The organism is Vibrio sp. V15_P4S5T153, assembly GCF_963874485.1.
Classification (GTDB): domain Bacteria; phylum Pseudomonadota; class Gammaproteobacteria; order Enterobacterales; family Vibrionaceae; genus Vibrio; species Vibrio anguillarum.
Window position 1 is genome coordinate 300,888 of sequence record NZ_CAWNHR010000017.1, and the last position, 12,002, is coordinate 312,889.

The following is a 12,002-nucleotide window of genomic DNA, read 5'->3' on the forward strand; positions in this document are numbered from 1 at the left end:
AATGCGAGAACTTTATTTTGGTTTCTAACGCTGCGGCAACTGACTTGGATCGTGGGAATTTCTGGAGGGTGCGCTAGCCATCTAGAAGAGGGGTTCGACACCCCTGCGAGTCACCAAGGCTTGGATCGTGGGAATTTCTGGAGGGTGCGCTAGCCATCTAGAAGAGGGGTTCGACACCCCTGCAAGCCACCAATGGTCTATCTCGGAGTGAGGGGTTCGCATCACCGAAGCTCTCAAGAAGCTCGATTCTTCTGTAGACCACCTTTTAATTTTATATATGTAGGTAAACAATCATGACAATGCCATTCAGATAGCTCTTGCGCACGGACAGACCGCACTGAACTAAGTTCAGAAACTCTTCAAAAAAGCACTCAGTCTAACTCTGAGGACGCTCCAAAAACCGCTCATCAAGAGCACCTTTATGTCTACGCAATAGCAAGACAAGACCTAGAGATGAATGCTGGAAAGCTTTGCTCTCAAATTGGTCACGCCTTTCATTATAGTGTTAGAAACAAAGAAATCTGCAACTCACTTGTAGACGATTACGAGAACCCTGAATTTGGCGGTTCAAAAGTATGTCTTTGGGCTAACGACGAAATACATATCAACAAAATCCATCACGAAATCCAGAAGCTAGGTGTACCTTGCGCATTAGTTGTTGATTCTCAACATGTGCATCTTCCATTCTTCGATGGAAGTCCAATAGTCACAGCTCTCGGCGTAGGTCCATGTACCAAACGCCAGGTTAAACGCGTCCTTGGAAAACTAAAGCTAATAAAATAATTGAGAGAAATATTATGAAAAACATCAACCTAAATGTATTTAAAGCCGAACTAAAAACTAAATTTACAAAAGAAAGATATCTAGAAATTGTTGATAGCTTTAAAACTATAGCAAAGAAAGCAAAGAGTCATAAGTGCGAATCCAGCATGGAGTTATACGTTCTTAACGCACTGATTCGAGGCAAATCGGTTGCAAAGACTACTCACAACGCCAGCTCTTTGAAGTACAAAACCGCCGAAAATCATATTTATGACTATTTGAATGGAAAGGAGTACCGATCTCAATATTCATTCGAGGGAAGAATACCTTACGTTCTTGATGAGGCTTTTGGTCTCACGAAAGAAGAAAAGGAACTGATTTATATAACTGCTATCAAATCTAAAGAATTTAATTAAGGAATAATAAAATGATTACTGAAACTACTAAAAATATTGAAGAGAAAAACACTATGAAAACACAAGAAAAAAACAGATTTTTTGAAATCGTGTCAAAATTTAAAGCCTTTGTAAATGCTAAGGAAAGCGAAAGAGAAAGCTCTCATATGTTCGAAATGTACATTTTGTATGCAGTTATTCGCGGGAAAGACCCTAAGAAAACATCTCACGACCCGTCTACTGACAGCTATGAAGAAGCTCTAGATAACGTAAAGGGATTTCTTGAGCAAAGATACAAGCCTAGTAAATGGTTGCCAAAAGGTAACTTTGCTAACACCCTCATTGATGCTTTCGGATTAACGGAAGAAGAAATGAAGATGTACAGAGAAGAGTTATGATAATTGAAAATAGCCTCTGATCGCACGGCATTGCGGTTTCATGGTGCTCAGCAGAAGAGGACTCGTTTAGTCCTCTTTTTGTGGGTTAGCAGTTGCACATCTCAGATGGGAAACACCCACAAAGCGTGACACTAGACATTAGAGAGAAAGCAAAAAGCGGCATAACTAGAAGTATCAATCCAAACGCACTTTTGATAACACTACCGTTCTTTTTTTCAATTTCTTCAGCATTTAGCAAAAGCCTAACAACGTAATATAGAAAGGTATTTCCCAACATAAAAGTCAACAGTTGCATAGCATTATAAAAAACCGTGAAATTTAAGTGATAAAGGACACCCACTAACATCACAGATAAGACGAAGCTCACAACCCCCATCTTGGTATCTTTTCTGATAAGTCTTCGTGAAGCACAACAAGTGCCGTATTTCTAATAATAATTGAACTTACCGAGAAACACGAAACGGCAAAGGATATAGCAAGAATACTGAATGCCACCATATCTAAGGTTAGTTTTACTATCATTTTTCATTAACTCTATTTATTAAAAGCAGGATATGGAAGGATAAAATTTGTCCAATATAAAAATTAGCCCTTACTATGTGTAACAAGGGCTATTGATTAAATGGGCAACGGACTAGCGCCACGATACCGTAATGCCTTGCCATGATTGGGGCTTTTTTATGCTTCTGATTTTGCGTTGTTTTGTGTTCTTTGCTCTCTGAACTTTTCAACGGTATAGTCAGTAAGCTCATCAGCAACTATCCCAACTCTAACAACCGAACCTACAGCAGCGTTGATTTTGCTTGTTACATAGAACTCAAGAATATGGAATGCCATGTACACACCGAAAGTGAAAAAGGTATAGATCCCAGCAATAACTGAAACAAAAATCGCCAAACCACCCAAAATGTCATAGTGATTAAGAGCAATACCCGAAGCAACAACAAGAAAACCTACTAAAGCCTTCTTTCCTACGGAATCGCGAAAAGCAATAACCTTATCCAGATTGTCGTTGAAACGATGGATAAATGATTTAGCGTTGTCTTTTGTGAATATAGTTTTAAGTAGTTTTTTCATTATAGTTCCATTTTTATTTGTTAATTTGTGTAAATTATATGTTCAAAACCGATTAGGTCAATCCTTTTTAACTTAAAAAAGAAAGCCTAGCGATTGCTAGGCTTTGGCTTAATAGTTTATAGGTTCTATACGAATAATCTTATTTCTATCAATCAAAATTCGGAATCTTGATGTAACCGTCTCTTCATGACCTTTATATGTTTTCTTTTCGTGAATCTTGAGTTCAACTCTGATTCTGCGCGGAACTCTTGTTTTACTTGGTTTATCATTGGCTGTGTACAAATAAATCTCCCTACCATCACTTGGAATGGTTTTCATGATTTCAGCCAAATCAATTTGTAAGTCTGTTTTTATTTTCTTAAACCCATGATAATCGAAATCCCTTAAAGTTGTGCGCTCTTTAATTGTTATCGAATTATCACCTCGCTGCTTTTTATCTGAGCGATACAAACCTTCAGACCACCATGTCTGGCTATAGCCAATGGGCTTGGTTTGACCAGGATAATGAAGAATCGCCTTTTGTCTTGGTTTATGCTCCATGATTTTTTTATAAATCCGTGATTTGATGCTTTCTTTAAATACATCGCGGATAACATAAAGAAATGCAAAACCTAAAACAAATTGTAAGCCAGTATCAAACCCCATAAGTCGTAACTGGAGCATTATAAATCCGAACAGGATCATAATAATGCCAGTGGATAGCGCAATAGCTAAATACTTTTCCTTTGTACCTACATTGGTCGTGGTCGTGTTTAGCTTAAGAGGTAGTTCAGTAATCCTCTCCTGCATTTCCATTTTATTTGTGAGACGAGTGATCTTATCAACATCTTCAGTTTTAAGATCCATAGAACCCACTTTCTCGTGATACATCTTGTCCTTTCGATGTTTTTGCTCTTCAATACATAGATTGTTAACTTTTGCACGAAGATCCTGTGAATCTTTAATTGACTGCAATGTAAGTAGGTTTTTTAGTAGAAATTGTTCAAACTTGAAAGATAGAACAAAATCTACGCTTCTAAATTTTTCAAACTTAGTTTCATCCTCAATAGGGAAATCCCTAAATGAGTTCAATAAAGTTTTAAGAGAATCGATACTATTGTCGAAATTCTCTAATGAATCCTCTTCAGTTTCATTAATCGAACTGCTCTTTAGCTGACCATTAAATAGAAATGCGAACAAGCTAATGGAAATACTGAATTTTTCAAATGGTAGATCTTTCTTTTCTAGCTGTTTCACATAAAGCAGCATAGTACTGATGCTGTTACCCTTATGGAATCTACGGCTTTGAGTAATAAAGCTATCGAAACCATTTACAAATCGACTATCATCATCAATCTCAAAATTCTTTGGGAATAAAAGCTCAATACTTGTCTCTCTAGTGTAGTCTTTTGCTAAAGTTTGCTGAATGTCGATTATTTTATTGCCTTTTTGTTCTACGCAAACCATATACACACCTAAATGATTATGACAATTATTGTAATTAGATAAGGCGAGCTGATAGCTCGCCTGAATGTTTACTATAATACACAATGTTACACTGAAGGAAAAGAGGTATATTTAAATATATGATTAAAAATATCTGGTCATTAAGTTGGGAGTGCTGTAGAAACAATCAAAATTTTCTTTGACAAAACCAGTTGTTAGTGTGGAATCATTTGAAATGCCTTTATTTATCATCAGGGTAATTATTAATCACATTAAAATTTAATAATTAACATAATGGTTGATCGAATAAAGATCATTAAATATAATGTCCAAAGTATAGTAAGACTATACATATCAATAACAAAAGAAATTAATAAATAATAAAAAAGGAAAATATCATGAAATTAACAAGAAAGCATGGAATGTACCTTGGCTTGGGCTTATTGGCAGGTTTTTCACTGCTAGCTCCAGACGTAGCGTTCGCGAGTGTAAAAGATGCTGGTGAAGCAGCAAAAAACATCGAAGGTAACATTCAAGCAATTAAAAGCATGATTATGAGCTTTTTCTACTTGGTAGGTCTAGTTCTAGTTGGTGTTGGTTTGTTCTTGTTCTACAAAGACAATAAGCAGCCAAACCAAGGACATGCTAAAAACGGCTTAGTTAGTTTACTTGTTGGTGTGGGTCTGCTCTCCATTACAAGTATCGTAGCTCTTCTTACTGGTACAATTGGTTTTGATGCCAAGGAAGCTAATGAGCGTATTGAAGCCGATGCAGGTTTCTAGCAAAGCAAGATTGAAAATGCTGAAGGCGACAGAGATGTCGCCTTTTTATTATTGAAATAAATACTTGGATTTGAGATCATATGTCTGTTCTAAAATTCCCTACAAAACCTCAAAACATCCGAGGCAAAAGCCAAATATGCTGGTGGCTAAGAGAAATTGCTGATTTGATAGAATCGGAATCCCTTGAAGTACAGCCAGAAGCCATTGCTCTTTTGCTAGTTGATAAGGATAAAAGCGAATTTTTGCATGTTGGTGGTATTCGTAGAAAAGAACTTAAAAATGAACTTATTAAATCAATAAATAAATTACAATATGAGAAAGACTCATGAAACAATACTTGGATTTATGTCAACGAATTGTTGACCAAGGAAAATGGGTAGTAAATGATCGAACAGGAGAAAGATGCCTAACGGTTATTAACGCTGACTTCACTTATGATGTTGATGAAGGAAAATACCCATTAGTAACAACAAGAAAAAGTCCGATAAAATTAGCGATAGCGGAACTAATTGGTTATATTCGTGGATACAGTAATGCTGCTGACTTTAGAAAATTGGGAACACGCTCTTGGGATGCAAACGCTAATGAAAATGAGGCTTGGCTAAAGAATCCACATAGAAAAGGCACCGACGATTGCGGCAGGATCTATGGAGTGCAAGCTCGTGGCTGGCAGACCCCTGATGGGACAAGTATAGACCAATTAGAAAACGTAGTCAACCATTTAAAAAATGGAATTGATAATAGAGGTGAGATCATCACATTTTTCAATCCAGGTGAATTCCATATGGGGTGTTTGAGACCTTGTATGCATTCGCATCAATTCTCATTATTGGATGGAGAGTTATTCCTGAACAGTACGTCAAGGTCGGTAGATGTGCCTCTGGGACTGGTAGCAAACATGCAGCAAGTCTATGTGTTTCTAGCTGTCATGGCTCAAATTACGGGTCACAAACCAGGTAAGGGATTCCATAAGCTAGTTAACTGCCATATTTACGAAAATCAGTTTGATCTGATGAAAGATGTGCAGTTAAAAAGGGAGCCTTTGGAGCAACCTAAGTTAATCATTAATCCTGATATCAAAACACTGAAGGATCTAGAAACATGGGTAACAGTGGATGACTTTGTAGTTGAAGGTTACGAACATTACGACCCAATTGAGTATCCATTTTCAGTTTAGCCCCTAAGCCGAATCTTGCGATTCGGCTTTTTATTTTTCATTTTTAAATTCAATTTGTTAAACTATAATTGTTGACATTTATCTATTTAGGTGTAATTAAGTTGGAACGAGGCGAGATTGAAGTTGATAAAGACGGAGTTAAGTTCAAGATAGTCCTTGATGGTGATTATGTGTATCTTAAAGGCATTACAGATACTTCATATGAAAGCAATCCAATCAAACTCTCAAAGTATAGAGATCTTGAAGCTTTAGCGAATGAGCTTGAAAATAGGGGTCTGCAAGTGATTAAGAAGCAGACATCCCACGAAAAGCTAAAATCCAAAGGTAGAGATATCTCAAGCATTATAAGCTCTCTAATTGATACCAGAGAGCCTTTTGAGCTAGGCAGTCAAACCTATAAGTGGAAAATCGAAAGTGCTCCATTTAAAAAGAGCACAAGAATGAATTCATACTTGCTTATAGACACAAGAGAACCTAAAGAGTTAAGAGATCTGGTCGAAAGAATTTCCATAAATCAAATCGAGCAAACAGTTCTTAGTATTGGTGACATTCATATAGGTTCACACCTAAATGAAAGATTAATGGTTATAGAGAGGAAGACAGTTACTGATCTTTACAATAGCACCGTATCCAAGCACTTTCACGATCAAGTTGAAAGGTTATCTGATTTCAGGTTCGCTCGCGGTGATAAAGAGACAAAAATTGTCTGGATAATTGAATCGGAACAAGAAGGGAAAAGAAGCCTTTATAATGCCTTCCCTGAAACGAAGCAAACAGATGGTGTGGTTAACTACATAACTGCGATCCATAATCAACACATCTTGCAGGCTTATAATAAGCATCATACGGCGTATTTGGTTGCAAAGTTAGCTCAGGGGTTTCTTGAACAAGAACTCTACTACAAAGTAGTGCCTTCACGTTGCAATATTGAAGCGCGTGAATCAAGTAACTATCATCTTTATAAGATGCTTTTGAACATACCAGGAATATCTCATACGACTGCTACACACCTTTTAAGAGAAGGAATATCTATTGTAGAACTTAGTAAAATGTCCTTATTGGATTTGAAAAAGCTGAAAGGTGTTGGAGAGATCAACGCTCAAAAAATATATAATTCATTAAGATATTTCTAGTATATAAATCAGATGATCATTGTTATAATTTCTAAAAATGGAGATTAAAGATGATTTTTTATATACCAACTATCGGGGATGCTATCAAGCTAGCATCCCAAACTACATTTAATGTTATCAATGAAAGAAGAAATGAAAACTTCCTTAAGTCCTACCTTGGATATGAAGCAGTAAATGTTTCGAACTCAATTTCCCTTCCTAAAAACACAATTTTGAAAATAGATAGAATTTACATTAGACAGAACAACCCGTTAATGGATTCGATAACTTTTGTTGTCATTGACTCAAAGAAGAAAGAGATAGTTAAATCAAGATTTTTCGCAAATCTCAAAGATGTTAATGGAATTGAGTTCGAAAAGGTAATTACTGATAAGAAAACTAATGTGCATAAAGAACTAACTTTAGAAATTGAGCAAAAAACTTCTGAATACTCTTGTTTAAATAATATATCAAAATACCGAATCCCAAAGAGAGCGAAAGATAAATTAGTAATCGATCACATAAATAAACTTCCTTCAAAGTTTAAAATATGCCTATCAGTAAATATAATTTCTGCCTTGAAAGATTGCTTGCAAGTTGTTGAAGAAATTGATGTTTCGTTAGAGTCGGGTGTCGAAGATGGTGAGAAGAAGGCTCTTCTAAATAATCTAAATGAATTCATCAGCGAAATCCCAGAAGATCTAGGCATTGATTTTATAACCCTGGATTCATTCGAATATAAAGATCAGCTTGTCTATTACATTGATTGTGATAGAAATGCATTCGATATAATTAGAAAAGCATATATTCTGATTTCAAAAGATCCAATACTGTACAACAAAATACGAAACTCAATTTATATAGGCTGGCTTTTAGATTTAATCATTCCTGAATATTCATCAAGAGTAAATTTCATCCATAAGCTTGAAAATGGCAGTTTCTTTATATCGCACGAGAACTTTTTAAAGATAAAAATGGATGCCATATTGAGTAGGTTTGACCATTCTATTAGAGCGGGTCAAACTGAATACGGAAGTTTTAAGAAAGCCATTCAACAACTTAAAAAGTAAAATCAAAGCCAATCTACATAGATTGGCTTAAGTATATCAGGTATGAAAAAGCACCATTATTAGTAGATAATTGGAAAAGAGCAGCCTATAGGCTGCAATTTCAATTAGTACAGTGTCAGCTTGTCCGTTAACTCATGATACATTCTGTTGCTACCTGGTCCTATCGCGAGAGAAATTGTTGAGTATGTGTCAATATCCTCTACGCATAATAAGCCTCTTGATTCTGACTGTTCTTTTAGATTCATCAATACATCAATACTTTTAGTTTTTAATGTAACCTTCTTAAAGCAATCATCAAGCCAGATTTGTAGATCTCTATTTTTCTCAGAATTAAGGTCAATACTGCAACGGGAGACATGTGCAAGGATAGTCGCTATTGCCATTTTAATGGCTGATCTGATCTGGATTATCTTGTTTAGTCTCTCATTACTATAAAATACGAGTACTTGCTTATGATCACTCTCTTTCTTACCATATTCAGGGATTCTAAGAATTGGAAGACTAAAGTCAGTATTAACCAAAGCACAAGTTAGTGTTCTAACGCCATTAAATTGCGTCAGTCCATTATCAAGAATACTTACTGAGTGATTCGAACTAGCATTGCTTACATTGATAAGTTCTTCTTCACTTTTTACAAATTGGATATTCAGAACTTTGTCTATGTGGGTCAATACATGGTTTAGTTTTTCGATGGTGCTCAAACTAGTAGTTAAAACTCCACCATTTTGCTCAAATAGTGACAGCGTGTATTTCATAGCTGCATGTGAGACTTGGGATAACATCTTACCTCTAGTCATTCCAAGGTCTTTTCTAATATATATAGTGAACATCGTTTACCTCAACCTTCTTCCAGATGCCCGTGTACAGTAATGCTAGAAACTTGACTATTGTAGCCGTTATCGATTGAATCGTACTTTTTCATCCAATGGGTTTCTCTAGAGAGAACGTATTCCTCTATAGGCATACCTTCTGGTGATTCTCCAATAATCTCTAAAACACTAAACTCCCAATCTGTTAGTTTGGTGTTTCTGATTGCTTTATGAAATTTGCAATCACCACCCTGAAAAAAATGCTGATACCAGCGTAACGTGAAAACCTGCAAAGTTTTGCCTATATAGTGCTTATTTTCAGCCGTATTAGTGATCTTATAGATGACAGGCGCATTTCCATGTGTCTTATCGATACAGGAAGCATTGAACGCAATGTGTTTATTTCCGTATTTCTGCTGACACTCTCTAGAGCAAAACTCTATCCCCTTGTATTGCTCGTTGTGGTCATTGTAAAGGTCAATTCGCCTAAAGGAATTGCTGCACTCCTTGCATTTCCTGTTTTCAAATAAACGATTTAGATATTCATCAGTTCCGTCATGCTCTCTTAATTTGAGCAAATATGGGCTTTTTTCAAAATCTTTTTTGAGAACACGGCAAGGTAATTCAACGTCGAACTCATCTTCAAGGGCTTTTCGGGCTGCTTTTTTGTCTTTAGCTTTCAATAGTCCTGAATACATAGGAGGGAAAGCCCAACTACCTAATGAGTCCTGCTTCTGACATTTTATTTCATAATAAAATTCTTTCATTTTTATCACTTTTTTAACTAAATGTATGCAAAACATTTGATAGAAGTAAGAACAAATGGCAATATATCTTTAAATAACAATAATTGCAACGGTGTATAATGTGAACAATCTCAATAATCAAACCCCGTATGAAAATGGTAAAACCTGTAGGGCTTCTGGCATGAGTATCGATGCAAACCCTTTTAGAAACACATACGTGGACAATCCAAGTGACGCTTTCCTTCAGTGGGAGAATGGCTGGAAGGAAGTAAATGGTGAAACGGAAATAGAAAGTGAAAACGCTTAAGTAAGGAGCGAGTTTTGTATAATCTAACCATAGGTAAAGATGCCCTGCGACTCGTTAATTTAATAAATAAAAAATCAAAATATAAAGACTTGTATAAAGTTACTGAGTCATTGTCTAAGTCAGGTGTAAAGTCTTCTGATTTACTCAGATTTATAAATCGAATATCAGCATCAATAAAGTTGCGCTCATACAGTACATACCGAGATGAGGTTGTTATCCCTCTTTATGAGTATCTTTCAGATTCATCTCTTGAAACGATACATGCATTGCCCTTAATGTCTCCTGAAACTAAAAAGATGGATTCAAGAATAGTTTTCGATCTGGCTATTATTTACTTAAGGGTTGTAATGATGTATAAAAATTCTAGAACTCTTGCTGCCTTACATCAAAGAAGAACTTGTTAACTGAGGAAGCTATATTGAATAATCAAATTCAGCACTTTAGTGAAGAGCAAAGAGATGCTATTTCTTTGGATTATGCTCTGATGCTAAAGCATGGGACTGTAGAAATTCCTTCAGACATACAATCAGATCAAGAATTCTTAGAATGGTGTAAAAGAGAAAATTCTGGATAAAATTAAGGTATTTGAAATGAATGACGTAAGTAAATTGCTGGAATGGCTTAGCAACCTCGATCAATACAAGTCTACTGAAAAGGGTTTGCATAGAAAACCTCAAGTTAAAAGCCTAAAAAAAAGCATTTCATCTGCATGTAATTTACTTAGTCAGACCAATCCTGACTATTTCTCAAGTAAAATCACATTAGGTGATTTTTACCACAAACTTCCGACAATGACCGAATTTGTTGGCAATGATGTGCTTAATCTAGAGCGTTTTTTAGGTGAGCTTATTCAAGGGCTTCCCGCTAACTCCGAATCCCAGCCTCATAGAAGTGCAGAAGATGCAAAAAACCATCTTAACCTAGTAAGAGAAAACTTTGAGTGGCTATTATTTCTCGATTTTGAGTACAACCAATATAGGCTAGGTGGATCAGACAAGTTTACAGAATCTATTGTTGATTTTGGTCTTGTTGCGGTAAGTTCGGATAACCTAGAAGCCGCGTTTGAATTAGATTCTTTGATTCTACCATTCCCAGAGATGAAAATGGGTAGATACTGTGAAGAAAAAACAGGCATTAGCACTGAAATGCTCCAGGGTATGCCAAACTTCGAAAATTTCTATCTTGAAAAACTGAAAAGCTTTCTCGATAAGCAACAAAAATGCATTTTTGTCCACTGGGGTGGTATCGAGCAAAAAGCGTTTAATAGAGAGTTAAGAAGAACTAGTCAGCCCGAACTGAACCATAGCTTTTTAGATCTCCAAACAATCTACGCAAAAATTCATGGTCGAGATACGATGGGACTTAAAAGAGCTGTGCAGAACTTAGGTCTAGAGTCCGAGCTAAAGGAGCATAGGGCTAACAGTGATGCTATCTATACAGCAAGGGTTTTCAAAGCTATTTCCTAGCAAAACCACCACTACTAGATGGTGGGCTGATAAAAGTTGTGGGTGCTATACCGTCAGGTGTAGCGCCCATTCTTCGCTTTAAATTAGTAATACATGCTTGCCATTCGCTATGATAAATGTAGAAATATATATTTTTATCTCTGTAAATCAGTTCATTGCTGAAATTTCAAAAAAATCTTTGCCCTTGATTACTTTTGAAGGCACATGGCATTCTTCCCACGAGCATTAGGTATGACCCCGCCCTTTCTTGCGTGAAAGGACAAAAGCGATAATGGCAGGTGGTATAAGGTGCCTGTCTAGGCACTTATGGCGCGGTTTGGGGGTAATGTGCTCAATATTGGACTTTATAAGAAACTTATATTGTTAAACCAACAACATTTCTACCCAATAGCGCCAAGTGCTCCATCTAAATCTAATGAGCCTAAGCGAGTTAATTTAGGTGGTGGTGAAAGGCGAACCACCACGAAGTGGTGGCT

Annotated in this window: 16 protein-coding genes; 12 read left to right on the plus strand and 4 right to left on the minus strand. The window is 36.3% G+C overall.

Features of this window, described 5'->3' with window-relative positions:
- The first annotated feature begins 432 nt into the window (after nt 1–432).
- The 3 genes from AACT42_RS11835 to AACT42_RS11845 are packed head-to-tail and all read left to right on the plus strand — an operon-like array spanning nt 433 to nt 1,555.
- Nucleotides 433–783 (plus strand): aminoacyl-tRNA hydrolase, encoded by a 351-nt coding sequence (locus tag AACT42_RS11835; RefSeq protein ID WP_254918658.1) that lies wholly within the window; start codon nt 433–435, stop codon nt 781–783.
- A gap of 14 nt (nt 784–797) precedes the next feature.
- Nucleotides 798–1,178 carry a hypothetical protein gene (locus AACT42_RS11840; RefSeq protein ID WP_094133932.1) on the plus strand — a complete coding sequence of 127 codons (381 nt, stop codon included), beginning with the start codon at nt 798–800 and terminating at the stop codon, nt 1,176–1,178.
- An 11-nt stretch (nt 1,179–1,189) separates the two neighbouring features.
- Nucleotides 1,190–1,555, plus strand: coding sequence for a hypothetical protein (locus AACT42_RS11845; RefSeq protein WP_094182806.1), 366 nt, complete (start codon nt 1,190–1,192; stop codon nt 1,553–1,555).
- Nucleotides 1,556–2,233: 678 nt separating this feature from the next.
- Here AACT42_RS11845 and AACT42_RS11850 read toward each other — a convergent pair.
- Nucleotides 2,234–2,632 (minus strand): hypothetical protein, encoded by a 399-nt coding sequence (locus AACT42_RS11850; RefSeq protein ID WP_094133735.1) that lies wholly within the window; start codon nt 2,630–2,632, stop codon nt 2,234–2,236.
- A gap of 108 nt (nt 2,633–2,740) precedes the next feature.
- The gene (locus AACT42_RS11855; RefSeq protein WP_094133736.1) at nt 2,741–4,078 is read right to left on the minus strand and encodes a hypothetical protein; all 1,338 of its coding nucleotides are present in this window, start codon (nt 4,076–4,078) and stop codon (nt 2,741–2,743) included.
- Between the two features lie 377 nt (nt 4,079–4,455).
- On the opposite strand from AACT42_RS11855, the gene AACT42_RS11860 reads away from it, so the two are divergent.
- The 5 genes from AACT42_RS11860 (at nt 4,456) to AACT42_RS11880 (ending at nt 8,198) form a co-directional block, all read left to right on the plus strand.
- Complete coding sequence (locus AACT42_RS11860) at nt 4,456–4,839, plus strand: DUF6750 family protein (RefSeq protein ID WP_044129018.1); 384 nt, start codon at nt 4,456–4,458, stop codon at nt 4,837–4,839.
- 80 nt (nt 4,840–4,919) lie between these two features.
- Nucleotides 4,920–5,168: a hypothetical protein gene (locus AACT42_RS11865; RefSeq protein WP_094182807.1), complete on the plus strand. Its 249-nt coding sequence runs from the start codon at nt 4,920–4,922 to the stop codon at nt 5,166–5,168.
- A complete protein-coding gene (locus AACT42_RS11870) occupies nt 5,165–6,016 on the plus strand; it encodes a thymidylate synthase (protein WP_094182808.1) in 852 nt (283 codons plus the stop codon). The genes AACT42_RS11865 and AACT42_RS11870 overlap by 4 nt, the downstream gene beginning before the upstream one ends.
- A gap of 101 nt (nt 6,017–6,117) precedes the next feature.
- Complete coding sequence (locus AACT42_RS11875; RefSeq protein ID WP_094182809.1) at nt 6,118–7,149, plus strand: ERCC4 domain-containing protein; 1,032 nt, start codon at nt 6,118–6,120, stop codon at nt 7,147–7,149.
- A gap of 50 nt (nt 7,150–7,199) precedes the next feature.
- A complete protein-coding gene (locus tag AACT42_RS11880) occupies nt 7,200–8,198 on the plus strand; it encodes a hypothetical protein (protein ID WP_094182810.1) in 999 nt (332 codons plus the stop codon).
- A 104-nt stretch (nt 8,199–8,302) separates the two neighbouring features.
- Here the strand turns inward: AACT42_RS11880 and AACT42_RS11885 are convergent, their stop codons facing one another.
- Both AACT42_RS11885 and AACT42_RS11890 read right to left on the minus strand, forming a co-directional pair.
- Nucleotides 8,303–9,028, minus strand: a complete 726-nt coding sequence (locus AACT42_RS11885) for a peptidyl-tRNA hydrolase (RefSeq protein ID WP_094182811.1) — start codon at nt 9,026–9,028, stop codon at nt 8,303–8,305.
- 8 nt (nt 9,029–9,036) lie between these two features.
- Nucleotides 9,037–9,774: a GIY-YIG nuclease family protein gene (locus AACT42_RS11890; protein WP_176432217.1), complete on the minus strand. Its 738-nt coding sequence runs from the start codon at nt 9,772–9,774 to the stop codon at nt 9,037–9,039.
- A 100-nt stretch (nt 9,775–9,874) separates the two neighbouring features.
- Between AACT42_RS11890 and AACT42_RS11895 the strand changes: the two genes are divergently transcribed.
- The 4 genes from AACT42_RS11895 to AACT42_RS11910 are packed head-to-tail and all read left to right on the plus strand — an operon-like array spanning nt 9,875 to nt 11,526.
- Nucleotides 9,875–10,060, plus strand: a complete 186-nt coding sequence (locus AACT42_RS11895; RefSeq protein ID WP_094182813.1) for a hypothetical protein — start codon at nt 9,875–9,877, stop codon at nt 10,058–10,060.
- A gap of 14 nt (nt 10,061–10,074) precedes the next feature.
- Complete coding sequence (locus AACT42_RS11900; protein WP_094131700.1) at nt 10,075–10,464, plus strand: hypothetical protein; 390 nt, start codon at nt 10,075–10,077, stop codon at nt 10,462–10,464.
- 14 nt (nt 10,465–10,478) lie between these two features.
- Nucleotides 10,479–10,634 (plus strand): hypothetical protein, encoded by a 156-nt coding sequence (locus AACT42_RS11905; protein ID WP_176432218.1) that lies wholly within the window; start codon nt 10,479–10,481, stop codon nt 10,632–10,634.
- 16 nt (nt 10,635–10,650) lie between these two features.
- Nucleotides 10,651–11,526: a 3'-5' exonuclease gene (locus AACT42_RS11910; protein ID WP_094131701.1), complete on the plus strand. Its 876-nt coding sequence runs from the start codon at nt 10,651–10,653 to the stop codon at nt 11,524–11,526.
- The last annotated feature ends 476 nt before the right edge of the window (nt 11,527–12,002 follow it).

Coding starts and splice junctions, on each gene's coding strand:
- AACT42_RS11840 (WP_094133932.1), top strand. CDS start 798: ATGAAAAACATCAACCTAAATGTATTTAAAGCCGAACTAAAAACTAAA.
- AACT42_RS11845 (WP_094182806.1), top strand. CDS start 1,190: ATGATTACTGAAACTACTAAAAATATTGAAGAGAAAAACACTATGAAA.
- AACT42_RS11850 (WP_094133735.1), bottom strand. CDS start 2,632: ATGAAAAAACTACTTAAAACTATATTCACAAAAGACAACGCTAAATCA.
- AACT42_RS11855 (WP_094133736.1), bottom strand. CDS start 4,078: ATGGTTTGCGTAGAACAAAAAGGCAATAAAATAATCGACATTCAGCAA.
- AACT42_RS11860 (WP_044129018.1), top strand. CDS start 4,456: ATGAAATTAACAAGAAAGCATGGAATGTACCTTGGCTTGGGCTTATTG.
- AACT42_RS11865 (WP_094182807.1), top strand. CDS start 4,920: ATGTCTGTTCTAAAATTCCCTACAAAACCTCAAAACATCCGAGGCAAA.
- AACT42_RS11870 (WP_094182808.1), top strand. CDS start 5,165: ATGAAACAATACTTGGATTTATGTCAACGAATTGTTGACCAAGGAAAA.
- AACT42_RS11880 (WP_094182810.1), top strand. CDS start 7,200: ATGATTTTTTATATACCAACTATCGGGGATGCTATCAAGCTAGCATCC.
- AACT42_RS11885 (WP_094182811.1), bottom strand. CDS start 9,028: ATGTTCACTATATATATTAGAAAAGACCTTGGAATGACTAGAGGTAAG.
- AACT42_RS11890 (WP_176432217.1), bottom strand. CDS start 9,774: ATGAAAGAATTTTATTATGAAATAAAATGTCAGAAGCAGGACTCATTA.
- AACT42_RS11910 (WP_094131701.1), top strand. CDS start 10,651: ATGAATGACGTAAGTAAATTGCTGGAATGGCTTAGCAACCTCGATCAA.